This window comes from Merdibacter massiliensis (assembly GCF_900155395.1).
Taxonomy (GTDB): domain Bacteria; phylum Bacillota_I; class Bacilli_A; order Erysipelotrichales; family Erysipelotrichaceae; genus Merdibacter; species Merdibacter massiliensis.
Map to the genome: position 1 here is coordinate 24,117 of NZ_LT699706.1, position 25,481 is coordinate 49,597.

Annotated in this window: 25 protein-coding genes and 1 other annotated feature; of the genes, 23 read left to right on the top strand and 2 right to left on the bottom strand. The window is 41.2% G+C overall.

Going from position 1 to position 25,481, the window contains the following annotated elements:
* Positions 1-11: 11 nt before the first annotated feature.
* From tsf to rseP, 7 genes are all read left to right on the top strand, one after another.
* Entirely contained in the window at positions 12-899 is an 888-nt protein-coding gene (gene tsf, locus BQ9859_RS00140) for a translation elongation factor Ts (protein WP_075876183.1), read from the top strand.
* 156 nt (positions 900-1,055) lie between these two features.
* Entirely contained in the window at positions 1,056-1,778 is a 723-nt protein-coding gene (gene pyrH / locus BQ9859_RS00145; RefSeq protein ID WP_075876235.1) for a UMP kinase, read from the top strand.
* Positions 1,779-1,780: 2 nt separating this feature from the next.
* A complete protein-coding gene (gene frr / locus BQ9859_RS00150; protein WP_075876184.1) occupies positions 1,781-2,326 on the top strand; it encodes a ribosome recycling factor in 546 nt (181 codons plus the stop codon).
* A 73-nt stretch (positions 2,327-2,399) separates the two neighbouring features.
* Positions 2,400-3,107 carry an isoprenyl transferase gene (locus BQ9859_RS00155; RefSeq protein ID WP_075876185.1) on the top strand — a complete coding sequence of 236 codons (708 nt, stop codon included), beginning with the start codon at positions 2,400-2,402 and terminating at the stop codon, positions 3,105-3,107.
* On the top strand, positions 3,104-3,895 hold the full coding sequence (locus BQ9859_RS00160) for a phosphatidate cytidylyltransferase (RefSeq protein WP_075876186.1): 792 nt from the start codon (positions 3,104-3,106) through the stop codon (positions 3,893-3,895). Before BQ9859_RS00155 ends, BQ9859_RS00160 begins: the two co-directional genes overlap by 4 nt.
* Positions 3,892-5,052, top strand: a complete 1,161-nt coding sequence (gene dxr / locus BQ9859_RS00165) for a 1-deoxy-D-xylulose-5-phosphate reductoisomerase (RefSeq protein WP_075876187.1) — start codon at positions 3,892-3,894, stop codon at positions 5,050-5,052. Before BQ9859_RS00160 ends, dxr begins: the two co-directional genes overlap by 4 nt.
* A complete protein-coding gene (rseP, locus tag BQ9859_RS00170) occupies positions 5,049-6,125 on the top strand; it encodes an RIP metalloprotease RseP (RefSeq protein ID WP_075876188.1) in 1,077 nt (358 codons plus the stop codon). The genes dxr and rseP overlap by 4 nt, the downstream gene beginning before the upstream one ends.
* Positions 6,126-6,170: 45 nt before the next feature.
* Here rseP and trhA read toward each other — a convergent pair whose 3' ends face one another.
* Positions 6,171-6,824 (bottom strand): PAQR family membrane homeostasis protein TrhA, encoded by a 654-nt coding sequence (gene trhA / locus BQ9859_RS00175; RefSeq protein WP_075876189.1) that lies wholly within the window; start codon positions 6,822-6,824, stop codon positions 6,171-6,173.
* Between the two features lie 103 nt (positions 6,825-6,927).
* Here trhA and BQ9859_RS00180 point away from each other — a divergent pair, with 103 nt between their 5' ends.
* From BQ9859_RS00180 to BQ9859_RS00235, 12 genes are all read left to right on the top strand, one after another.
* Positions 6,928-9,870, top strand: a complete 2,943-nt coding sequence (locus BQ9859_RS00180) for a chromosome segregation protein SMC (RefSeq protein WP_075876190.1) — start codon at positions 6,928-6,930, stop codon at positions 9,868-9,870.
* On the top strand, positions 9,870-10,841 hold the full coding sequence (gene ftsY, locus BQ9859_RS00185) for a signal recognition particle-docking protein FtsY (protein ID WP_075876191.1): 972 nt from the start codon (positions 9,870-9,872) through the stop codon (positions 10,839-10,841). Before BQ9859_RS00180 ends, ftsY begins: the two co-directional genes overlap by 1 nt.
* Positions 10,834-11,151: a YlxM family DNA-binding protein gene (gene ylxM / locus BQ9859_RS00190; RefSeq protein WP_075876192.1), complete on the top strand. Its 318-nt coding sequence runs from the start codon at positions 10,834-10,836 to the stop codon at positions 11,149-11,151. Before ftsY ends, ylxM begins: the two co-directional genes overlap by 8 nt.
* Positions 11,152-11,164: 13 nt before the next feature.
* Entirely contained in the window at positions 11,165-12,358 is a 1,194-nt protein-coding gene (locus BQ9859_RS00195; RefSeq protein ID WP_075876193.1) for an acetate/propionate family kinase, read from the top strand.
* Positions 12,355-13,317 (top strand): DHH family phosphoesterase, encoded by a 963-nt coding sequence (locus tag BQ9859_RS00200; RefSeq protein WP_235846356.1) that lies wholly within the window; start codon positions 12,355-12,357, stop codon positions 13,315-13,317. The genes BQ9859_RS00195 and BQ9859_RS00200 overlap by 4 nt, the downstream gene beginning before the upstream one ends.
* 82 nt (positions 13,318-13,399) lie before the next feature.
* Entirely contained in the window at positions 13,400-16,480 is a 3,081-nt protein-coding gene (dnaE, locus tag BQ9859_RS00205; RefSeq protein ID WP_075876195.1) for a DNA polymerase III subunit alpha, read from the top strand.
* A gap of 68 nt (positions 16,481-16,548) precedes the next feature.
* Positions 16,549-16,622: a sequence feature (ribosomal protein L21 leader region), on the top strand.
* A 21-nt stretch (positions 16,623-16,643) separates the two neighbouring features.
* Complete coding sequence (rplU, locus tag BQ9859_RS00210; RefSeq protein WP_075876196.1) at positions 16,644-16,955, top strand: 50S ribosomal protein L21; 312 nt, start codon at positions 16,644-16,646, stop codon at positions 16,953-16,955.
* A 1-nt stretch (position 16,956) separates the two neighbouring features.
* Positions 16,957-17,271 (top strand): ribosomal-processing cysteine protease Prp, encoded by a 315-nt coding sequence (locus BQ9859_RS00215; protein WP_075876197.1) that lies wholly within the window; start codon positions 16,957-16,959, stop codon positions 17,269-17,271.
* A gap of 2 nt (positions 17,272-17,273) precedes the next feature.
* The gene (gene rpmA / locus BQ9859_RS00220; RefSeq protein ID WP_075876198.1) at positions 17,274-17,558 is read left to right on the top strand and encodes a 50S ribosomal protein L27; all 285 of its coding nucleotides are present in this window, start codon (positions 17,274-17,276) and stop codon (positions 17,556-17,558) included.
* Positions 17,559-17,608: 50 nt separating this feature from the next.
* The gene (gene obgE, locus BQ9859_RS00225; RefSeq protein ID WP_075876199.1) at positions 17,609-18,895 is read left to right on the top strand and encodes a GTPase ObgE; all 1,287 of its coding nucleotides are present in this window, start codon (positions 17,609-17,611) and stop codon (positions 18,893-18,895) included.
* A gap of 89 nt (positions 18,896-18,984) precedes the next feature.
* Positions 18,985-19,701, top strand: a complete 717-nt coding sequence (locus tag BQ9859_RS00230; RefSeq protein ID WP_075876200.1) for a helix-turn-helix domain-containing protein — start codon at positions 18,985-18,987, stop codon at positions 19,699-19,701.
* A complete protein-coding gene (locus BQ9859_RS00235) occupies positions 19,665-20,645 on the top strand; it encodes an IS3 family transposase (RefSeq protein ID WP_075876201.1) in 981 nt (326 codons plus the stop codon). The genes BQ9859_RS00230 and BQ9859_RS00235 overlap by 37 nt, the downstream gene beginning before the upstream one ends.
* 79 nt (positions 20,646-20,724) lie before the next feature.
* On the opposite strand, the gene BQ9859_RS00240 is transcribed toward BQ9859_RS00235, so the two are convergent.
* On the bottom strand, positions 20,725-21,861 hold the full coding sequence (locus BQ9859_RS00240; protein ID WP_075876202.1) for a M15 family metallopeptidase: 1,137 nt from the start codon (positions 21,859-21,861) through the stop codon (positions 20,725-20,727).
* A 142-nt stretch (positions 21,862-22,003) separates the two neighbouring features.
* Here BQ9859_RS00240 and nudC point away from each other — a divergent pair, with 142 nt between their 5' ends.
* The 4 genes from nudC to ruvB all read left to right on the top strand — a co-directional run bounded on the left by nudC (position 22,004) and on the right by ruvB (position 25,318).
* Positions 22,004-22,894, top strand: a complete 891-nt coding sequence (gene nudC, locus BQ9859_RS00245) for an NAD(+) diphosphatase (protein ID WP_075876203.1) — start codon at positions 22,004-22,006, stop codon at positions 22,892-22,894.
* Positions 22,885-23,640: an exodeoxyribonuclease III gene (locus BQ9859_RS00250; protein ID WP_075876204.1), complete on the top strand. Its 756-nt coding sequence runs from the start codon at positions 22,885-22,887 to the stop codon at positions 23,638-23,640. The genes nudC and BQ9859_RS00250 overlap by 10 nt, the downstream gene beginning before the upstream one ends.
* A 65-nt stretch (positions 23,641-23,705) precedes the next feature.
* Positions 23,706-24,287, top strand: coding sequence for a Holliday junction branch migration protein RuvA (ruvA, locus tag BQ9859_RS00255; protein ID WP_075876205.1), 582 nt, complete (start codon positions 23,706-23,708; stop codon positions 24,285-24,287).
* 2 nt (positions 24,288-24,289) lie between these two features.
* Positions 24,290-25,318: a Holliday junction branch migration DNA helicase RuvB gene (gene ruvB / locus BQ9859_RS00260; protein ID WP_075876206.1), complete on the top strand. Its 1,029-nt coding sequence runs from the start codon at positions 24,290-24,292 to the stop codon at positions 25,316-25,318.
* The last annotated feature ends 163 nt before the right edge of the window (positions 25,319-25,481 follow it).

Below are 25,481 nucleotides of genomic sequence, written 5' to 3' on the forward strand. Positions count from 1 at the left end.
AGGATACAGGGATGATCACTGCTAGTTTAGTAAAAGAATTACGTGAGAAAACCGGCGCAGGTATGATGGACTGCAAAAAAGCCCTGACTGAATGTGACGGAAATATCGAAAAAGCCATTGATTGGTTACGTGAAAAAGGAATTGCAAAAGCTGCAAAGAAATCTGGCCGTATTGCTGCAGAAGGTTTGAGCCGTGTAGCAGTAGAAGGAAATACTGGTGTCATCTTTGAAGTGAATTCAGAGACAGACTTCGTTGCTAAAAATGATCAGTTCCTAGCATTGTTAGATACGATCCAAGGTGCACTGCTTGCAAACAAACCGGCTGATATGGATGCTGCATTAGCTTGCAAGACTGCAGAAGGTACTTTGGCTGATATGATCACAACAGCAACTGCAACGATCGGTGAGAAAATCACATTGCGTCGTTTTGCGGTTGTAGAAAAAGCAGATGATGAATTCTTCGGCGCTTATATGCATATGGGCGGAAAGATTTCTGTATTGTCTGTATTAAGCGGTAAAGAAGATGCTGCTGTTGCCAAAAACATGGCAATGCAAATTGCCAGTATGTCTCCAACATACATCACTCGTGATGAAATTCCAGCAGATGTTGTTGAACATGAACGTGGTGTACAGTTAAACATCATGAAAGAAGATCCTAAGATGGCTGGTAAACCAGAACAAATGTTACAAAAGATCATCGAAGGTAAGCTTTCTAAACATTTCAAGGATCAGTGCTTGATGGATCAGGAATTCTTCTTGAATCCAGATCAAAAAGTATCTCAGTTCTTGAAAGAAAGCAGCGCAACTGTGAAGAGCTTCATCCGTTATGCTGTTGGTGAAGGTATTGAAAAGCGTGAAGAAAACTTTGCTGAAGAAGTAATGAATCAGATCAAAGGTTAATGAATTGAAAAGGCGGTAAGCATTTGCCGCTTTTTTTATGGAACATGTTTATTTTTATATAAGCACCCGCTATAAAAGGTAGAAATCCAGATGGATTTATTGTATAATCTCATTGGTATATTATGTATGTTTTTTAACAGAAAGGATAATGGAAAGATGTATAAACGAGTTCTTTTAAAACTGAGCGGTGAGGCTCTATCTTCACCTGAGTACGCTTTTGATCCTACGGTGCTATCAAAATTGGCAGATGAATTAAAAGAAGTACATGCACTTGGCGTTGATTTGGCAATCGTAGTAGGCGGCGGAAATTTTGTTCGCGGCAAACTGATCGAACAAATGGGTGTTGACCGTGTACAGGCAGATTATATGGGAATGCTGGGCACTGTAATTAACGCATTGGCTGTTCAAAATGCATTGGAACAAAAAAATGTGCCTACCAGAGTACAGACAGCGATAGAAATGCAGAAAATAGCTGAACCATTTATTCAACGCCGTGCGATTCGTCATTTGGAAAAGGGAAGAGTTGTCATTTTTGGAGCTGGTACAGGCAGTCCTTATTTTTCAACTGATACGACGGCGGCTCTTCGCGCCAGCGAAATTGATGCCGATGTTATCTTGATGGCCAAAAATGGCGTAGATGGTGTTTATGACAGTGATCCAAAGAAGAACCCGGATGCAAAGAAGTTTGATAAATTATCATATATGGAATTATTACAGAGGGAATTGCAGGTCATGGATTCTACTGCTACCAGTATGTGTATGGATAATAATATCGATCTTGTTGTGTTTAATATGAATGAACGTGGCAATATTGTAAAAGCAGTGAAAGGTGAAGTGAACGGTACTGTCATTTCCAGAAAAACAATGGAGGATAAATAAGCATGAAACAAATTTTAGATAGTGTACAAAACAAGATGGACAAGGCTTTAGAAAATTTGGATGCCAATTTGCGTACGATCCGTACAGGACGTGCCAATGCGAATATGTTGGAAAGAGTCAGCGTAGAGTATTATGGAAGTCCAACTCCAATCAACCAGATATCTTCTATCCAGGTTGTAGAAGGACGTCAACTGGTGGTAAAACCATATGATCGATCCATTTTAAAGGATGTTGATCATGCTATTTCCGCGGCAAATCTTGGTCTTGTACCTCAAAATGACGGTGATGTAATTCGAATCAACGTACCTGCTTTGACAGAAGATCGCCGAAAAGAATTAGCCAAAGAAGCTCATAAATATGGTGAAGAATGTAAAGTAGTGATTCGAAATATCCGCCGTGACGGCAATGATCTAGTGAAAAAAGACAAAGAGATGAGCGAGGATATGAAAAAAGATGCTCAAGATAAGATTCAAAAAATGACAGATACATTTGTGAAAAAGATCGATGCAGCTGTGAAGGAAAAATCAACAGAGATCATGTCTGTATAGTTTAAAGTGAATACCCACAGTATTGTGGGTTTTGCTTTATGCGCATTTTTCATGCGTTAGATCGGAGGACCATATGGAACGTAAGATACCAAAGCATATCGCTATCATCATGGATGGAAATGGACGCTGGGCAAAGGCGCAAGGATTACCACGTACGGCTGGACACAAAAGAGGAGCAGATACGATCCGTACCATTGCAATTGAATGTAATCGCATCGGTGTGGAAGTGTTGACATTGTATGCTTTTTCTACGGAGAATTGGAAACGTCCGCAGGATGAAGTAGATTATTTATGCAAACTTCCCAAATTGTTTTTCCAGCGTTATATTCGAGAACTGAATGAAAAGAACATTCGTGTGTGTTTCATTGGAGAACTGCAGCGGTTTCCTTTGGAAACGCAAAAAGTAATTGAAGATGCTGTTGCGATCACTTCAAAAAATACGGGACTGATCTTGAATATTGCTATTAATTATGGTTCCCAGCGAGAAATCATCTTAGCGGCACAAGCGTATGCAGCGGATGTATTAAAAGAAGGTGCATTGCTTCCGTTAAATGAAGAGATCTTTGCATCTTATTTGATGACAAGTGCATATCCCCCAGTAGATCTGATGATCCGGACAAGTGGTGAATTGCGGATTTCCAATTTCTTATTATGGCAGATTGCGTATGCAGAGTTGATCTTTACGCCAGTTGCATGGCCTGCTTTTGATGAAAAAGCGTTGCAGGAATGCATTGATGAATATAATCATCGAGATCGGCGGTTTGGGGGGCTCAGCAAATGAAAACACGTATCATTACTGCGTTGATCTTGATTTTGGTCTTGTTTCCGATCATCGCTTATGGAGGATGGCCTTTTCGCTTATTGGAACTTTTTGTCGTTATCGTTGGCGGTATTGAAATGATGAGCCTTTCAAAGGATCATGTACACTGGCCAAAGATGATCATGCCACTCAGTATCTTGGCAGTTGTCATTTCTTATCTGCTTTCCGTTTATCAGATGAATTTATTATTTGCTTTTTTTACTGCGGTCATCTTGTTTTACCTGTCATTGCCTGTATTTTCTGAGCATTTTACTTCCAATGACAGCTTCCTTTGTTTATCCTATGTTATGATCTTTTTCTTTACATTGCATGCATTGGAACAAGTTTTATCGCATGCGCTTTACATCTGGTTGATCTTGATCGCAACTTATGGCTGCGACAGCGGGGCGTACTTTGGAGGGCGTTTTTTTGGCAAACACAAGATGAATGAGCGGGTTTCTCCTAAAAAAACGTGGGAAGGCGCCATTGCCGGATGGATCACTGGTTTTGTCTTATCGGTAGTAATCGGTAAATTATTGTTGTTTGTGCTGCCTGGTGTAGATGAGCGGATTTTTTGGCTGACATGTCTGTTCATGCCTTTTAGCGGTCAGTATGGAGACCTTGCTTTTAGTTCCATGAAACGCTGTTATCAGATCAAAGATTTTGGAAATCTCTTGCCCGGACATGGCGGCATATTAGATCGATTAGATTCTTTGTTATTTAACTTTATGATGTTTGGTATATTAGCAATGGTGGTGATGGCTTTATGAAACGAATTGCTTTAGCCGGTTCGACGGGGTCGATCGGCACGCAATGCATCGATGTGATTTTGCATCACAGTGAAGATTTTGAAATTATTGCTATTGGAGCAGGACATAACTTATCCAAACTGCGCCAGCAAATAGATATGCTGCCTTCGTTACAAATGATCTGTGTGGCGGAGGAAAAAGATGCGTTGCTTTTATCAAAGGATTATCCGCATCTCCATGTAGAATGGGGCGATCAAGGCTTGCTCGCATTGGCTGCATGGCCAAAGGCGGAGCTGTTTGTCAATGCATTGGTTGGCTTTCGCGGTCTGCATCCTACTCTATATGCAATCGAACACGGAAAAGATGTTGCATTAGCCAATAAAGAAAGTTTGGTCACTGGTGGCGAATTAGTGAAAGAAGCCTTGAAAGCAAACCATCGTCATCTTTATCCGATTGATTCCGAGCACAGCGCGATCTTTCAATGTCTGCAGGGGAATGATCCCAAAGAAGTACGTCGTTTGATCATAACAGCAAGCGGCGGCAGTTTTCGAGATAAAAGCAGAGAGGAATTAGTTGATGTAACAGTAGAGGAAGCATTGGCACATCCTAATTGGAAGATGGGAGGACGTATTACGATCGATAGTGCAACAATGATGAACAAAGGATTTGAGGTCATCGAAGCACACTATTTATTTGATCTTCCATTTGATCAGATCGATGTGATCTTGCATCGTGAAAGTGTCATCCATTCGATGGTAGAGTATCAAGATCATGCGATCCTTGCACAGCTGGGCAGTGCTGATATGCGTTTACCGATTCAATATGCTCTTTCTTATCCGCGACGGCTCGTAATGCATAATGCGGAGCCATTTCATTTTTTCAAATATCCGGCCTTGCATTTTGAAGAGCTGAGCTTTGTACGTTATCCACTGTTAGAAGTTGCGTATAATGTAGGAAGAAAGAAAGGCAATCTGGGTGCGATACTGAATGGGGCAGATGAGTGTGCAGTAGAATTATTCTTACATAACAAGATCCGCTTTCTTGACATTGAACAGCTTGTGATCGATGCAGTAAGAAGTGCACCGTTTATCGAACATCCTACTCTAGAAGATTTAAAGAAAAGCGATCAATGGGCGCGTGATTTTGTCATGGAAAAACAGGAAGGAGTACATGGATGAACATCGGGTCAATAACGATAGGAATCATTGCATTTATTGTATTATTAAGTATTATCATCATTATTCATGAATTAGGACATCTGATGACGGCAAAAACATTTGGCGTATATTGTCATGAATTTTCAATTGGGATGGGACCTTGTTTGTGGTCACATAAGTTTACTGAAACGACCCTTTCCATTCGTGCGATTCCTTTTGGCGGCTATGTGATGATGGCCGGAGAGGATGATGGAAGCGAAGAAATTGAAGAGATGAGAAACGTACCGGCGAACCGCCGATTAAATGGCATTCGTGCTTGGAAACAAGTCATCATCATGGCAGCGGGAGCTGCGATGAATATCTTGCTGGCATGGATCTTGTTTATCGGAATCAGCATGGTACAGGGAACAGCTGTAAACGACAATGATCCCATCATTTATTCTGTACAAGAAGGTTCTCCGGCACAAGAAGCGGGTTTACAAGCTGGAGACGAGATCTTGACGCTGGAATGCGGTGGAGAAACATTAGAAAATGTAAGTGTGACACGCTTGAGCGAGCAAGTGCAGTATTATCATGATGAACCATCCTTCTTGACTGTTTTGCGAGATGGAAAAGAGCTGCGTGTAGAGTTGACGCCATCCTATGATGCAGATTCTAATATGTGGTTATTCGGTTTTGATCTGACATCAAAAATAGAAAAGATCACTCCGCTGCAATCGATACAAGTTGGTACACAGCAATTAGGCGAGTATTCAACGATGATCATCCGCAGTGTATCGAAACTTGTACAAGGGATTGGCTTAAATAGCGTAAGCGGACCAGTGGGCATCTATCAAGTGACTGCGCAGACAGCTTCTCTTGGCTTGTTGCCATTCTTGTCTTTATTAGCTATTTTTTCATTAAATATCGGCATCTTTAACCTTTTGCCGATTCCGGTACTGGATGGTGGCCGTATCGTAATTGTCATATTAGAAAAGATCTTCCGTAGAAAATTAAGTGAACGGGTATTGAATGCAGTGATGCTGGGCAGTTTTGCTTTGGTGATCGGCTTGATGTTGTTTGCTACATTCAATGATGTTACGCGTTTATTTTAAAAAAAAGCAGTGATAGGAACTGTCTTTGGTCCTATTACTGCTTTTTCATATACAGAACATGAGTGCGATAAAGTGAAAGATACTGGCCAGATTGATAAATAGATGCCATACGAAGTGAAAATAGCGATGTTTAGGCTGAGCGTAAAATATGACACCGATCGTATACATCAAACCGCCCAGTATGATAAAAAATAGGAACAGTGGACTTGCTTTCGATAGCAGTGTAGGAAGAAATAGGATGGCACACCACCCCATGATCATGTAAATGGTCACACTGAGGATCGGGTAACTCTTTTTAGCAATGGCTTTTAACAAGATGCCGGCAAATACCATCGTCCATTCGATCACCAAGATCAGGATTCCGATCGGACCGCGAATGATAGAAATGCAAACAGGCGTATAGCTGCCGGCGATGGCAAACAAAATAGCAATATGATCCAGTTTGCGGAATACATACTTTTGCTGTGAACGATAAGGCATGCTGTGGTAGATAGTTGATATCAAAAACATAAAGAACATGCTGATCAGATAAATAGAAGTTCCGATGGCACGGGCAAGTCCGTCAACAGCAAATGAGTAAACAGCAAAAACAGGAAGAGCAAATAAACAGCAGATGGCCATGACACCATGAGAGATGGCATTGCCTACTTCTTCACCAAAAGAAAGCCGAAATGTTTCACGCATCAATTTTTCTGTCATGATTTTTCACCAGACCTTTTTGAACATTATACGCCAGTTCTTTTTAAAACGCAAAATCTATGATATAATCTAAACTGATTGAATTGTGATTGGAGGGCAGCGGATGTTTTTAAAACGAATAGAGCTGCAGGGATTCAAATCTTTTGCGGACAAGTCGATTATTACATTCGAATCTGATGTGACCGGAATCGTAGGTCCAAACGGATGCGGAAAGAGTAATATCAACGACGCGATCCGATGGGTATTAGGAGAACAGAGCGTAAAATCACTGCGTGGCGGCAATAACATGAGCGATATCATCTTTAGCGGCAGTGCTCAAAGAAAAGCTGTCAATTTGGCAGAAGTTACTTTGGTTTTTGATAATACGAAGCGTTTTTTTGATATCGCATATGATGAAGTAGAAATTACCCGCCGTCTTCGCCGGGCAAACAATGAAGCAGAGTATCTGATCAACAAGACACCATGTCGATTAAAGGATATCACGGATTTAGTGATGGATACAGGATTAGGAAGAGATTCGCTTTCCATCATCACGCAGGGCAATATCTCTTCATTTGCGGAAGCAAAGCCAGAGGAAAGAAGAGCATTATTTGAAGAAGCAGCCGGGGTAGCCAAATATAAGAAAAGAAAGAATGTTTCTTTACATAAATTAAAAAATACCCAGGATAATCTGGCTCGCTTAGAAGATATCATCATAGAGCTTGAGCGTCAGGTCAATCCTTTAAAACGGCAAGCAAAAAAAGCACAGCAGTACATTTCATATAAAGAAGAGCTCTCTAAGATCGAGATCAATGTACTCGTTGATGAAATCGAACATTTGCAAAAAGAAATGGAAACATTGGAAAAACGCCGTTTTGATTTAGATACCCAATGTGCAATGCATGAAACGACCATACAGGTACAGGATGTAGAAAATGAAGAATTAAGAAAAGAAATGTACGCACTGGATCGTGAAATTAATCAGCTGCAGGGAGACTATTCGGCAGCAATGGAAGAAAGCAACCGGTTAGAGCGGCGCAAGGTAGAGCTGAACGAAAAACGAAAGTATGCTTTGGAACATGCAAATAGCAAGGAACGTGCAAAAGAATTAAAAACAATGCTGGAAGAAGCAAAATTTGAATATGAGGATCGTAAACGGCGCAAAGAAGAAATGGACAATGATCTTGCATTAGCAAAGCAGCAGGTCACACAGCTGGATGGAGAGATCACCCGTGCGCGTCTGGAACTGGAACAGGCACAGGAAATGTATCAACGATTATTAAATCGCCGGGATGTATTGAACAACTTGATCAAAGAGCCGTTTAACCATCAGCAGGGTGTTCGTTCCATCGTTGCAGCAAAAGCAAGTCTTCCGGGAATTGAAGGTGTTATCAGCGAGTTGCTGTTGCCGGCTGAGAACTATGAAAATGCAATTTCTAACGCATTAGGCGGTGCTATGTATCATATCGTAGCAAGCGATGAGCATGCAGCAAGAAATGCAATTTCTTTTTTGAAAAAAAATCGTGGCGGACGTGCGACTTTTTTGCCGATGACTGTTTTAAAACCGCGGAATGTAAATAAAGAACATTTGTTCATCGCGCAGCATTGTGAAGGATTTTTAGGCTGTTGTGATCAATTTATAGAATGCGATGATCGTTATCGGATCGTAGCAAGGGCACTGTTAGGCAATGTATTGGTCGCTGATCGATTAGAACATGCAAATGAAATCGCAAAACGATTGCAATATGGCTATAAAATCGTAACATTAGATGGAGATATCGTCCATCGCGGCGGAAGCATGACGGGCGGTACCATCAAAAATGCTACGACCCCAATGAATGTGCAAAGAGAATTACGACAAGTGAGTGCAAGCCTGGAGGGACAATATCAAAAAGCAAAAGAACTGCGTGTACAGTTTCAATCGCTGAATAATCGAAAAGAGAATCAAAGCTCACAAATGGTGCAATTGCGTATTGCTCTTGCGCAGCTTGATTCCGTGCTGCAGGTGAAACGCAGTAAATATGAAAGTTTGCTGGCGGATTATGAACAGCTGGCGCCTGAGGATAAAGATGATGAGATGCAGGTACAGCTGGCTGACGAACTAATCGTTTCCATCAGTGAGATTCATTCTCGAATCGATGATATGAATACAAAGATCCGCATGAAGCGAGAACGCAGAGCTGCTGCAGGAAATGAAGTAGAAAGAAGAGAACAGACGATTCGTTTGACAAGACGTGAACTCTCTGCATTGCAACAAGAAATGCAAAACATAGAAATTTCCAAGGCAAAAGCACAGACGCGTTTAGAAAATGCAATTGAGCGTTTGAATACAGACTATGAAATGACGGTAGAGTTTGCAATGACTCAGAAAACAGATATACCGATGGAAGGAGCAAGGGAACGTGTACGCGAACTACGTTCTTTGATCTCTGCTCTGGGAAATGTAAATTTAGATGCACCGGCAGAATTTGAAGAAATCAATACGCGCTATGAATTTTTAAATGGACAGCGTAAGGAATTACAAGAAGCAAGCAACAAGATCATGAAGGCCATTGACGAAATGGATGAAACGATGATCAAACAATTTAGTGAAATGTTCTATAAGATCAACAGTGAATTAGACGGGGTCTTCAAATCCTTATTTGGTGGCGGACGCGCTTCTTTGGTCATGGTCGATCCACAGGATGTACTGAATACCGGTATTGATATCGATGTACAGCCGCCGGGCAAATTGGTAAAAAACATTCGAACGTTTTCTGGCGGAGAAAAAGCATTGATCGCAATCAGCGTGCTATTTGCCATCTTAAAGGCTAGAACCATGCCGCTGTGTATCTTTGATGAAGTTGAAGCAGCGCTGGATCAGGCAAATGTGGAGCGATTTGCCAAATACTTGAGTCAGTTCAGAGGTGAAAGTCAATTTATCGTTGTGACGCATCGTCCGGGCACAATGGAACAGTGTGATGAATTATATGGAGTGACGATGCAGCAAGACGGTGTTTCTACTTTATTAAAAGTAAAATTAGCAGATGCAATGGAAATCGTCGAAAAAGATGAGGTGAAAGCGTAATGGGAATCTTTGCAAAATTAAAGGCTTCTATACAAGGGAAAGAAGATGCGGATCGTTATTTAAAAGGGTTGGATAAATCAAAAAAATCATTTGGCGACCGTTTACGTCATTTAGCAAACGGATTTCGCGGTGTCGATGAAGATTTTTTAGAACAAGTAATGATCATTTTACTAGAAGCAGATGTAGGTATTCATACAGCAGAGAAAATTACTTCTCGATTGGAAAGCGAAACAAGAAAACAGCATCTTAAAACATTTGAAGAAATCAGTGAATGCTTAATCAGCGTGATGCTGGAAATGTATAATGAACATGAAGATACTTCCATTCAGGTAAATGAAGATGGAACAACGGTCATCTTATTGGTTGGGGTAAATGGCAGCGGCAAGACGACGACAGCTGCCAAACTGACAAAATCGTTTACTGATTTGGGACATAGCGTGGTTTTGGCTGCAGCGGATACTTTCCGTGCAGGGGCTGTGGATCAGCTGGCACGTTGGGGAGAACGTTTACATGTACCTTGCATCAAGGGAAGAGAGAATGGAGATCCTAGTGCTGTTTTAGTAGATGCCTGCCGTTATGCAAGCGAACATCATTGTGATTACCTGATAGGAGATACTGCGGGTCGCTTGCAGAATAAAGTAAATTTAATGAATGAGCTTAGCAAGATGCGCCGCGTGATCGAAAGAGAGATCGACGGTGCTCCTCACGAAGTATGGTTAGTATTGGATGCTACGACCGGACAAAATGGTATCCAACAAGCAAAAGTATTCTTGGAAGCTACCAAGGTAAGCGGCATCATCTTGACAAAGATGGATGGTACTGCAAAAGGCGGTATCGTATTAGCTATACGTGATCAGCTGGGTTTGCCGGTCCGTTATATCGGATTAGGCGAGCATCCGGAAGATTTACGTCCGTTTGATATTGAAAGTTATCTATATGGAATTTGTGAAGGTATGGGAGAGCATGAGTAAGGATCCATTCGTTATTAACTTATTGCTGGATATGTATGAAAATCTTTTGACAGAAAAACAAAAGATGATCATGCAATTGCATTATCGAGAAGACCTTTCTCTTGCCGAAATCAGTGAAGAATTGGCCATTTCCCGTTCAGCAGTGTTGGATCATATCCAACGTTCAACAAAAATCTTGTCTGAATATGAGGATCGTCTGCATCTATTGCGGCAAAGCGAACAGATAAAAGAATTAGTATCTCTTTTACGAGCACATGTAGATGAAGAAGGATTCACATATCTCAATAAATTAGAAGAGTTATTATCTTAGGAGGAAAAAGAAAGTGACAAAAATTATTTCTGTAAATGCCGGAAGTTCATCTTTGAAATTTCAGCTGTTTGAGATGCCAGAAGAAAAAGTTCTGACAAGCGGTGTGTTTGAAAGAATCGGTTTAGATGAAGGAATCTTCACGATCAAAGTAAATGGGGAAAAGAAGGTAGTAAAAGAACCGATCCCAGACCATACGAAAGCCGTAGAGATGTTGTTGAATGCGTTGGTTGAATATAAGATCGTGGATCATTTAGATGAGATCAAAGGGGCAGGACATCGTGCAGTGCATGGTGGAGAGTTATTTACTGAATCAGTAAAAGTAGATGATGAAGTTGCTAAGAAATTTGAGTCGTTAAGTGATTTGGCTCCTCTGCACAATCCTGCCGGATTAGTTGGTTATCATGCTTTCAAAGAAGCATTGCCTAACTGCATCCATACATTTGTTTTCGATACTGCCTTTCATTCAACGATGAAGCCAGATACATTCTTATATCCAATTCCATACGAATACTATGAAAAGTATCAGATCCGTCGTTATGGATTCCATGGTACCAGCCATAAATATGTATCACAGCGCTGTGCAGAATTGATGAATAAGAATGTTGAAGACTTAAAGATCATTACATGCCATTTAGGCAACGGTGCAAGCATTACGGCAGTTGATGGCGGTAAATCAATCAATACTTCTATGGGATTTACACCTTTGGCTGGAGTTATGATGGGAACTCGTTGCGGCGATATCGATCCGGCAATCGTTACATATTTGCAAAAGAAAGAAGGACTCAGTGCAGCTGAAGTAGAAGATATCATGAACAAACATTCCGGTATGCTTGGTGTTAGCGGAATTTCCAGTGATGGACGCGATGTAGAAGATGCTGCCAAAGAAGGAAACGAACGTGCCATCCTGACAGAGAGCATTTTTGCTAACCGTGTAGCCAGCTTTATCGGTTCATACTATGTACAATTAGGCGGGTTGGATGCTATTGTGTTTACCGGTGGTATTGGTGAAAATGATGGCAATATGCGCAAACGGATCATTGATCGTGTAAAAGTGATCGGTGCACAGTTGGATGATGCAAAAAATGATGGTGTACGTGGTGTTGAAAAGTGTCTTTCTACTGATGATAGCAAAGTTGCTATCTGGCTCATTCCAACAAATGAAGAATTGATGATCGCTCGCGATGCTTATCGATTTGTAAAAGAATGATGAAAGAAAAAGCAAAATGGTTGATCGATGCGATCGAGTCATTTGACTCCATCGTCATCTTTCGCCATGTATTAGCGGATGCCGATGCATTAGGTTCACAGTTTGGATTGAAAACATGGATCCAGGAGCGTTATCCAGAAAAACAGGTGTTTGCGATTGGCAACAGTGTCGGTGCAAGCAGCAGATATTTTCCTTGTATCGATCAAGTTGACGATGCAATCATTGCCCGTTCTCTGGCCATTATCTTAGATACATCCAATGCGGCAAGGATCGATGATGCTCGCTGGCAAACGGCCGTAAAAAAGATACGGATCGATCATCATATTTTCGTTGAAAAGTACTGTGATGAAGAACTCGTACAACCAGAGGCTGCAGCAACTTGTGAGATCTTGGCTCTTTTATTGAAAGAACACGGGGAAATCCTCAGCAAGAGCTCTGCACAATATCTGTACAGCGGCCTGATAGCAGATACGATCAATTTTACGATTTCTTCAACCAGCACAAATACATTGCAGGCAGCTGCTTATCTGATTTCATTTGGCGTGGATGTCGTGCAATTGCAGATGCAGCATTTTGGCACTTCATTAAAAGATTTCTATTATGAGAACTGGCTGCGTTCGCAAATGAAATTTCAAGACGGCGTTGGCTATGCGTTGGCCAAGAAAAGTGATTTTGAACGATTCGGGCTGACTTTTCAGCAGGCAAAAGAAAAGGTATTTGTATTCAGCGGCGTATTCGAAATCAAAGTTTGGGCATTATTTACCCAAATGGAAAGCGTCGATCATGAGGAAATCTACACTTGTTCTTTGCGGTCACGTAATATTGCGTTAAATGATATCGCAAACAACTATGGCGGCGGCGGACATCAATGTGCTTGCGGCATAAAAAATCTAACAGCGGACAATATGAAAGACTTGTTGCGTGATCTGCAAGTTCGTGTACGAGAAATAAGTAAATAGAGGAGGGGAAATCCATTCAATTTCCCTTTCTTTTTTTGTCAGAGCATTTTGTAGTATAATAAAGAAAAGCAGGAGTGATGAGATGACAACACAATTAATGGTGCGTAGTGCCTATACCTTATTAAAATCGAGCATGCGTATAGAACGCGTGGCATCTTTGGCAAAAGCGTATGGCTATTCCAGCGTGGCTCTTTGTGATATCAATGTGCTGCATGGGGCAATGGAGTTTCGTCATGCTTGTGAGAAACAAGGAATCAAACCAATTTATGGAATGGAGATCTTCTGCACACTGGAACCTGAAAAAGAACAGGTTGGTTTTATATTGCTGGCAAAAAATGATGCAGGATTTCAACAACTGCTTCGTTTAAGCACTTGGCTCAATACGGAAGATCAAACGCTTACGATTGATTTGTTGTCTTCTTATACAAAAGATTGTTATGTCATCAGCGATACCCAGAATGATTATCTTTATGGTTTGCTGGTTCATGAAGATGAAACTGGCATTTATCGCTTTTTACAAATGATGCAGCGAAGCTTCGTGCAGTTTGTTTGCGGAATCGTAAATAATGATTCCCGTTTCTTGTGTCAACGAAATCAGCTGTTAAGAAAAATAGCGTTGGAAATGGGAATCCCTTGTGTTGCGCTGAGCAGCGTATGTTATGCCAGCGAACAAGAGGAAGAAGCTTATCGTGTCTTGTGTGCTGTCGATCAGGGCGTAACGGTGGATGATAAGACGTTACAGAGCGGCAGCGGCCGCTGGTTTCGAACAAAAGAGGAAATGCAGCATTTATACGAAGAGCAGGACCGACAGATGAGTGATCAAATTGCAGCGGATTGCAATGTGACGATGGCTTTTCCGAAAGCCCATCTGCCTGTTTTTGAAAATAAAGAGGGCGCATCCTCCGTGCAATATTTAAATGCCTTATGCAAAAAAGGATTATCGAAACGAATGGGATCGACCAGGGTGCCGAAAGCGTATGTAGAACGCTTGCAGCATGAACTTGAAGTGATCAATTCGATGGGATTTACGGATTATTTTTTGATCGTTTGGGATTTTATTCGCTACGCGAGAACACAAAAAATCTATATCGGCCCAGGCAGAGGAAGCGCGGCAGGGTCTTTAGTATCTTATTGTTTAGGCATCACGCATATCGATCCATTGAAATATGATTTGTTGTTTGAACGTTTTTTAAATCCGGAACGTGTATCCATGCCGGATATCGATACAGATTTTCCTGATGATCGCCGGCAGGAAGTGATCGATTATGTCTATCATCGTTATGGTGCTCATCATGTCGCTCATATCATTACTTTTAATACATTGGGAGCAAAACAAGTATTGCGCGATGTAGGCAAAGCATTGGGGATTGCAGCAAGAAAGATCGATAGTTTGTGCAAGATGGTACCCAATACACCAAAAATCACGCTTTCTCAGACCATGGACAATGTGCCTCGTTTTAAACAGACCATTCATTTGTCGAAAGAATTGACACATTTATATCAGCTTGCATTGCAATTAGAAGGATTGCCGCGCCATGCTTCGCTGCATGCAGCGGGTATCATTTTAAGCAGGGAGGATATCGAAAGTGTTTGTCCTTTGATTCAATTGGATGAAGAGATGTTTGCTACACAATATACGATGGAATATTTGGAAGAACTTGGTTTGATCAAGATGGATTTCTTAGGCTTGCGGAATTTGACCATCATCAACGAGATCGTTGCCCATATTCAACAAATCAGCGGGAAACAGATCGATATGATGAAAATCCCATTAAATGATGCACGAACTTTTCAATTGATTCAAAGGGTGGATACAATGGGCGTCTTCCAATTGGAATCGGAAGGAATGAAAAGCTTGATTCGCCGCATTCAGCCGAAAACTTTTGAAGATATCGCCGCAACCATTGCCCTCTTCCGACCAGGACCGATGGAAAATATACCCGAGTATCTGCGCTGCAGAGAAAATCCGGCACTGGTGCATTATCCACACCCCAGCTTAGAACCGATCCTAAAAAATACGTATGGTATCATGATCTATCAGGAACAGGTCATGCAGGTCTGTGTTGTCATGGGAGGATTTTCATTAGCTGAAGCAGACAGCATGCGCAAAGCCATTTCTAAGAAAAAAGGGGATGCGCTTGCCCGATATGAAAAGATGTTTATTGACGGTGCTGTCAAAAAGGGCTATACCAAAGAGCTGGCACAGGAAGTTTACGGTCTGATCATGAAGTTTGCCCGTTATGGTTTCAATCGTTCCCATTCAATTGCTTATGGCATGATTGCTTATCAGATGGCTTATTTGAAAGCAAATGCTCCTTTATACTTTTATACGGCATTATTGAATAGTGTCATCGGTGCAGAAAAGAAGACAAGTGAATATATCTTTGAATTAAAAAGAAGACACATTGCTATCTTGCCGCCATGCGTCAATCATTCTACGGCACAGTATCAAATTGAACAGAAAGCTTTGCGTTTTCCTCTTTCTGCTATCAAAGGGGTAGGGCCCGCTGTATATCCGCTTATTATTGAGGAACGCAAACAACATGGAGAATATAAAGATCCTTATGATTTCATCGCCCGGATGAGCATCCGAAAGATCAATCGAAAAGCTTTGGAAGCTTTGATCAATGCAGGGGCTTTGGATGTGTTTGGCTATAATCGGACCACTTTATTGGGCGCACTGGATAATTTGATTCGTTATGCAAATATCATCAAAGTAGAGAAAGAAGATGGAGCACATCTAGATTTTTCTTTAGCTTCCAAGATTCCCATCATCAAGATCCATGAAAGGAAAAGCGTACGTGCCGAGAAAGAGAAAGAGGCATTTGGATTTTATCTCAGTACACATCCTATTGCGGAAATTCGACAGGCAATCGATCCCAATATGCCATATTTATTAAAACTGCAAAATTATCGCGGTCCCGCACGATTTGTTTGCATGATCGTATTTACACGTCAACATCGTACGAAACGCGGAGATCTGATGATGTTTGTTGAAGTGGCGGATGACAGTGCGCGCTTTGATGTCGTGGTCATGCCAAACTTATATGAGCGCACCAAAGATATATTGAAAAAAGGGGCTGTTATTTTAGTAGAAGGAAAGATCGATCGAGAAGAAAGCTGTTTAGCAAAATCAATCCAGCCAGTAGAAATGCCGCAATGAGCAATTTTAAAAAAGAACATTGACAGAAAGTCGTTCTTTTGGTAATATACACATGTTGTATGTCCTTTAATGGCTTACAACCGCACAGAAAAGGTCATTAAGCATGATAACATCACCTTGGATGGCGAGTCTTGAGATGAATGAAATTAAAGGAGGTGCGAGTATGTACGCAATTATCGAAACTGGTGGAAAACAAATCCGTGTAGAAGAAGGAGCTGTTATCTTTGTAGAAAAACTAGCTGCTGCTGAAGGCGATACTGTTGTATTCGACAAAGTATTATTCGTTGGCGGTGATGCTGCAAAGGTAGGTGCACCTTATGTAGAAGGCGCTAAAGTAAACGCTAAAGTTGAAAAACAAGGAAAAGGCAAAAAGATCACGATCGTGAAATACAAGGCAAAGAAGGGAAGTACCCGTCGTAAACAGGGTCATCGTCAGCCATATACAAAGGTCGTAATCGAATCAATCGAGGCTTAATATGGTCTTGGTGAACGTTCGCAAAGATAAAGAAGAAATTCTGGAATTGGTCGTAACGGGACATGCAGGTCAAGCTCCTAAAGGAGAAGATCTGGTATGTGCAGGAGTCAGCAGCATCTTAGTTGGTGCTTTGAATGCCATCGATCAGCTTGCGAATGCAGCTTGTGAGCTTTCCATGCAGGAAGGCTATGTAAAAATCAGACAGAAAAAAGCGGATGAACGAGGTCAGCTATTGATGAAGGCCACGTTGATCGCGCTGCAGACAATGGAAGAGAGTTATTCCAGTTATATCCATATCAAAGTACAGGAGGTGTAGATATGAAATTCGTTTTAGATATCCAGCTATTCGCTTCCAAAAAGGGAGTTGGTTCTACAAAGAACGGCCGTGATTCACATTCAAAACGTTTAGGTGCTAAATTAGCCGATGGCCAGTTTGCTCATGCCGGTTCTATCATTTACCGTCAGCGTGGAACGAAGATCCATCCAGGTACAAACGTAGGCAAGGGTGGAGATGACACTTTATTTGCTATGGTAAACGGTATTGTTAAATACGAGCGTTTAGGAAAAGACAGAAAGAAAGTTTCTGTTTATCCACAGGCATAATGAAAAAATCCCCTTGACGGGGATTTTCTTTTGTAAATGGAGGTGAGCATATGTTTGTAGACCGAGTGAAAGTCCATGTAAAGGCCGGAAAAGGCGGAGACGGCATTGTTGCTTTTCGCCGCGAGAAATATGTGGCTTATGGTGGCCCGTATGGCGGAGACGGCGGTAATGGTGGAAATGTTATCTTTCGTGTAGATACTGGCCGCACAACTTTGTTAGATTTACGTTATAACCGCCGTATGGAAGCAAAACCTGGTGGAAATGGCAAAACAAAGAAGATGCATGGAGCGAATGGAGAAGATTATGTGATCAAGGTTCCGCTGGGAACCGTGGTAAAAAATTTAAAGACAGGCCGTATCATTGCGGATCTGACTCATCCCGAGCAAGAGGCGATCATTGCCAAAGGCGGAAAAGGAGGACGCGGAAATTATCATTTTAAATCAAGCCGCAATACCGCTCCTCAATACAGTGAACTGGGAGAGCCCGGTGAAGAATTTGATGTAGAGGTCGAATTAAAAGTTTTAGCGGATGTCGGATTAGTTGGATTCCCATCGGTTGGCAAATCGACTTTATTATCTGTTGTTTCTAAGGCAAAACCAGAGATTGCAGACTATCATTTTACAACGATTGCCCCTAATCTGGGGATGGTGCAAGTACCGGATGGAAGGAGCTTTATCATGGCGGATCTTCCGGGCCTGATCAAAGGGGCCAGCCAGGGGAAAGGACTGGGACATCAATTCTTACGTCATATCGAACGCTGCCGGGTGATCATCCATGTAATCGATATGGGGGCAAATGATGGACGAGATCCGCTAGAGGATTACCGGATCATCAATGATGAATTGGCTAGTTATGCATATCGATTAATGGAACGTCCGCAGATCGTATTAGCAAATAAGATGGATCTTGAACCTGCACAGGAGAACCTGAAACGTTTTAAAGAAGCTTATCCAGATGTAGAAGTCTTTGAGACGACAACGATCATTGCAGAAGGGCTAGATCCGGTTTTATACCGTGCAGCTGATTTATTAGAGACAACACCGCAATTTCCATTATTTGATGACAGTGAAGAAGAACAAAACGAAGGCGTGGTTTATAAATTTGAACCAGAGCAACCTCTTTATGAAATCCATGATCGTGGAAACGGCTTATGGGAGCTTACCGGAGAACGTTTACAGCGTGTGTTTGAAATGAGCAAGTTAAATAATGAGGAAGATTTTATGCGCTTTGCTCGAAAGATGCGTACACTGGGCATTGATGAAGCTTTACGCAATGCAGGTTGTCAAGACGGCGATACTGTGCTCATCTGCGGTTATGAATTTGAATTTATGGAATAAAAAAGCAGTTTTCTAGATAAGTGATATGATCCCACTAAAGTGGACACACGAAATAAATAAACGTGGTTCTATGGAGGTGGGATTTTTCTATGGGGAGAAAACCAAAATTATCAGTTGAACAAAAAGCGAATATTTGTGAACAGTATTTAGGTGGAAAGAAAAGTGTAAGAGAACTGTCTCAAGAATTTGATGTTGGTGTAACCGTTATACGACTATGGTCAAAGATGTATCAGGCAAATGGTGTAAGTGGTTTACAGACAAGTTTACATAATGCAACCTATACGAAAGAGTTTAAGCAACAAGTGGTGGAAGCTTATTTCAACAAAGAAGGTACCATTAATGATCTGATAATTAAATATAAAATTCCTTCATCTACTACCCTAAGAAAATGGATCAAGAAGTATAATGACCTCGAAGAGCTTAAGGATTATGATCCTCAGCCGGAGGTATATATGAAAGATCGCACTAGAAAGACAACGCTGGCAGAACGCATGGAAATCGTAAATCATTGTCTGGAACACGGGAACAACTATAAACAAACAGCCGAGGTATTCGATGTCTCTTATACGCAGGTCTATCAGTGGGTCAAGAAATATCAGTCATATGGAGAAGACGGACTTGTCGATCGTCGTGGACAGCACAAGAGGAATGAGGAGCTCAGCGATAACGAAATATTAAAGCGTAAGGTCAGGATACTTGAACGTCTGCTTAGAGAAAAGGAGATGGAGATCGATCTATTAAAAAAAGTACAAGAAATCGAAAGGAGGCGATCTTCTCTAAGACGAAAAACGAAGCAAAATACCTAGCAGTCAAGGAACTTCACAAGAAGAAGGATTACAGTATTCAATGGATGTGCAAACGTTTGAATACGAGGCGTTCCGCATACTATAAGTGGCTGAAACGTTCCATACCCAGCAATGAACAGGAAGATATGGAATTGGCAGAAATCATCATAGGCTACCATAAAAGATACGGTGGTATCTTAGGATATCGCAGAATGCGCCTATACATCAATCGCGATTATGACAGGCACTACAATACAAAACGGATCCATCGAATCATGAAAATCATGGATGTACATTCATCCATCAGGAGAACAAGAACGTGCTGCACAGTGGCAAACAAAGCAAACCAAACAGTAGAGAATGTACTTCACCGCGAATTTGAAGCGTCAAAGCCGAATGAAAAATGGACAACGGATGTAACGGAATTCAAGGTCCCGCATTCAACAGAGAAAATATATCTTAGTGCATTTTTAGATCTGTATGACCGTTCGATCATAGCTTGGTCAATCAGTAACCGAAATGATAATGCGCTTGTATTCGATACGCTTAATAAGGCAATTGAGAAATATCCTGACACACATCCTCTATTTCATTCGGACCGGGGATATCAATATACCAGTCCATTATTCCAGAACAAATTGAAAAATTATGGAATGGTACAATCGATGTCCAGGGTAGCCTGTTGTTTAGACAATGGTCCAACAGAAGGATTATGGGGTATCATTAAAACAGAGATGTACCGAATGTATGAGATCCATACAAAGGAAGATTTAATTCAAGCAATTAGCAAATACATTGATTTTTATAACAATCGACGTTATCAAGCTAGATTCGATTCCAAAGCTCCTATGGAAGTAAGAGAGGAGGCGTTCAATAATAAGGCACCTAAAAAATATCCAATTGCATATAATCCAAAAATAGCAAAATATAAAGAGACCCTAAAAAACAAAGCCCAATCAGCATGATACTAATTGGGCAAGACTTTTTACTTATTAAACATGTCCACTTGACAGGGACCAGATCAAAGTAGAAAACTACTTTTTTTTATGCGACACCTAAGTATTCTTCTAAAGTCAAATCGGAATTCATGATTTCCTGGGCATATTGTACGCCCACATAGCGGATATGCCAAGGCTCGTACATATATCCGGTGATGTTTTCTTTGCCTTGCGGATAACGTAAGATGAATCCATAATCTGCACAGTGTTCAGCAAGCCATTTACCTGCCGGGGTATTGCCATAGTTATTATCGATTGCTCCTACATCCATCGCTAAACCGCTTTGATGTTCTGAATGACCGGGACGTGCAGAGTAACGATCTGCGGCAGCTTGTCCATCACGGGCAACATAGCTGTTGTAGAGATCTGCCTGGTAATTGTAAGAACGATAGCCGGAGATGAGCGGCATGGAATAGCCGGCATTCGCAGCCCCTGCTTGCAGTTGCATAAAAGCATTGTATGCAGCAGCGTCCAAACCATTTCCATAACTGCTCGGCAATGCATATTGCTTGTTGACGAGCAATATGCCATTGATGTAGGTTGGTGTATTTCCATTTGCAGAATCGTTCTTGTTTGATGTTGTTGGAGATGATGAAGAGGATGTTACTGTTACCGTATATGACGCTTCTTTCGTATTTCCATTTTTATCGCGGGCAAAAACCGTTACAGAATAATGACCTGCTTGTTGTGCTTGCACATCTTCTTCGATCCAATAGCCTTCTTTTTCTTGTTTCTGATTGAGGAATGGCAATTCTCCGTCAACAGGATCTTTTACGGATTGGATATTCTCCTTTGCATCAAATGCTGTTCCTTCTTGGACAGATATAGAAGGTGAGACAAATTTGATTTGGGGCGCCTGCGTGTCTTTGATCGTGACCGTATGAACAAAGGACCGTGTCACATCTTCTTTTTTTAGGGTATAAGACAAACTTTGTTCTCCGATCTGTCTGCTGTCGATATTGGGCAAAGATGTGAGTTCACCGCCGTCAACAGAAATGATCAACGAAGAAGGATCTATATTCTCCCCATATTCCAATGTCGTGCTTTCTTTAAATTGAATATGCATTGCATTATACAGCTGCTTGCGATGCTGTTCTTTCAATTGCCAGAAAATGATACCGATGATGCTTGACGCAACAAAGATACAAATGATAATAATGAGAATAAACTTTTTTCTATTCATGCTGTTCACCTTCTTTATAAATGTATTATATCTATTTTTTGTTTTTAAGAATAGGCGTTTGCTTTGATTTATTGCGTTTTGTAATACTTTTGTATTAAATGTCGTTTGTTGTTATAATAGGGAACGAAAAGAGGGAATCATAATGATACAAGACATTGCACCACATCGTTTCGATAATCAATATCATCCACGGATGCCGCGGTTAGATGATATGGTTTTGCTATATCGAAAAAATCGTATTTATATGCAAGAAGACGGGAAATATCCAACGGTCAAAGAATTAGCCGAAGAAGACCGAATGCAATTGCAATATCTGTTTCAAATGGATCACGTTGCTTATTTTACATTATTGAAAGAACCACGCTATCTGCCGGCAGGTTATGCATTTTTAGTTACCAGACATTTACGCGGTCTGCACAACAACCATATTGCATTCGCAGGAATCAGTGGTTATCAGTTGTGGAGCTGGTATCAAAGCAGGATGTTTTGCGGCAGTTGTGGAAGAAGCATGCAACATGATGAAAAAGAAAGAATGATGCGCTGTACGCATTGCGGGAACGTGGAATATCCGAAGATCTGTCCAGCCGTGATCGTTGGCGTGATCAAGGGAGATTCGATCATCTTAACAAGATATGCAGGAAGAAGCTATACAAAGGACGCATTGATTGCCGGTTTTTGCGAGATTGGTGAAACATTGGAACAGACCGTACGCAGAGAAGTAATGGAAGAAGTTGGCTTAAAAGTAAAAAATATACAATATTATAAAAGTCAGCCATGGTCTTTTACCGATACGTTGCTGATGGGATTCTTTTGTGAAGTAGATGGAGATGATAAGATCGTTTTAGATGAAAATGAGCTGTCATCCGCACGTTTTGTACGACGAGAAGATATCATGGAAGACGAAGAACAGATTTCTTTGACTGGAGAGATGATGCAGATGTTCAAGCATGGGAGCATTTCAATCAAAAATATAGAGAATGTATGTTACAATGAGTGCAATAAAAAGCATGAGGAGGAAAAAGAATGCGTTTGATATCATGGAATGTAAACGGGCTTCGCGCTTGTATCAATAAAGGCTTTTATGATTTCTTTAAAGAAATAGATGCGGACATCTTCTGTTTGCAAGAGACAAAAATGCAGCCGGGGCAAGCAGAAATCTTGTCGGAAGGCTATCATCAATATATGAATTCCGCTCAGCGAAAAGGATACAGCGGAGTCATGGTCTTTACCAAGAAAGAACCTTTGCAGGTAACGTATGGTCTGGGAATAGAAGAACATGATCAGGAAGGACGTGTGATCACTTGCGAGTATGATGCGTTTTATCTTGTAACTTGTTATACGCCCAATGCAAAAGAAGGATTGGCGCGACTGGATTACCGAATGAAATGGGAAGATGATTTCTTGGCCTATCTAAAAAAATTAGATGAAAAGAAGCCGGTGATCCTGTGCGGTGATCTGAATGTTGCTAAAGAAGAGATCGATCTAAAAAATCCAAAGACCAACCGCCGCAATGCTGGTTTCAGCGATGAGGAACGTGATAAAATGCGTAGACTGCTCGCAAATGGTTTTACAGATAGTTTTCGCTATCTATATCCGGATAAAGAAGGTATCTACTCATGGTGGAGTTATCGATTCAATGCTCGTAAAAATAATGCAGGATGGCGTATTGATTATTTTATCGTATCTGACCGCATAAAAGAACAGATCGCAGACTCGAAAATTCATACGGAAATCTATGGAAGCGATCATTGTCCGGTTGAGCTGGACATTGAAATTTAAAAACAGCAGTTTGAACTAAACTGCTGTTTTCTTAAGAAGCATGATATAATAAAGCAGGTGATAAGATGATAGCTTTTATTAAAGGAATGATTTACAGTACGACAGCAGATTCGGTGATCATTGAGAATCATGGAATCGGCTATCGGGTATATGTAGCAAATCCGCAAAATTTACGTTTAAATAGCGATGTCATTCTTTATACGTATCAACAGGTACGGGAAGACGATATCTCTTTATTTGGTTTCCTGACAATGGAAGAATATGAATTATTTGTTCGGCTGATTTCAGTAAAAGGAGTAGGGGCTCGGACCGCACTTGCTATGCTGGGTGTTTGCAACGTAAAAACATTAATAGCACATATTGAAAATAATGATGTAAAGGCATTGAAAAGCTTGCCGGGAATCGGTGCAAAAACGGCTTCGCAGATCGTATTGGATCTAAAAGGAAAATTAGTGGAAGAAAGCATTGAAGTGAGTGCACAGGAAAATCAAGAACTCAAGGATGCGATGGAGGCATTGCGTGCTTTGGGTTATCGAAGCGGAGAATTGAATGCATTGCACAAAGAATTAGCAGCAATGGAAGAAATGACTTGCGATGCCTATGTTCGCAAAGCTTTGAGCATCATGGCTAAGAAAAGCGGGGTATGAGAATGGAACGAATGGTTTCAAATGAAAAAGAGCGTATGGATGAAGGGGAGATCACCCTTCGTCCGCAAACGCTGGATGAATATATCGGTCAACGTCAATTAAAAGAAAATCTGCGTGTCTTCATTGATGCGGCAAAACAGCGTAATGAAGCATTAGATCATGTATTGTTGTATGGACCTCCGGGTTTAGGAAAAACGACGCTTTCGTATATTTTGGCAAATGAAATGGGGGGTCATTTAAAGACGACCAGCGGTCCTTCTATTGAAAAAAGCGGTGATCTGGCAGCCATATTATCGACATTGGAAGCAGGAGATGTCTTGTTTATCGATGAGATCCATCGTCTGCCAAAACAGGTAGAGGAAATTTTGTATCCGGCTATGGAAGATTACTGTATCGATATCGTGGTGGGAAAAGACAGTTCTACTGTACGAAGCATTCGTCTCGATCTTCCGCCATTTACTTTGGTTGGAGCCACGACACGTGCCGGCGATCTGACTGCCCCGCTTCGTGATCGTTTCGGCATCAGTGCGCAATTAGAATTTTATGAACTGGAGGATCTGGAAAAAATCATCCGCCGCAGTGCAAAAGTATTGGATACTGCGATCGATGAAGAAGCAGTGCATGAGATAGCTTTGCGCTCACGCGGAACTCCGCGAATTGCAAATCGTCTATTTCGAAGGGTGCGCGACTTTGCACAGGTATTGAATGACGGTGTCGTATCGAAAGAAATCGCGAAAGATGCGCTTGATCGTTTGAAAGTCGATCATTTAGGATTGGATAGTGTCGATCATAAATATATCAAAGGAATCATTGAGCGATTTAAAGGCGGACCGGTAGGATTGGAGGCCATCGCCTCTTCGATCGGGGAAGAAAGCATGACGCTGGAAGATGTGTATGAACCATATTTATTACAGATTGGTTTTATCAACCGCACGCCCCGCGGCAGGGTCGTAACTGAAAAAGCCTATGCACATTTTGGTTATACACACCATGACGATTTATTCTCTCTTTCACAAGAAGATGATCAATGACGAAGAATGCAAGGAAAGAACAAAGCGGAGCATAGCCAAAGCAGATGATGAAGAAAAAAATGTATTCCATTGGTATTTTCTTGTATCAGAAAAGATAGCAGTATTAAAAAGAATGTCATGAGAAGTGCTTGGATAAGCACTTTTTTTTCAATGAAAAAGCCAA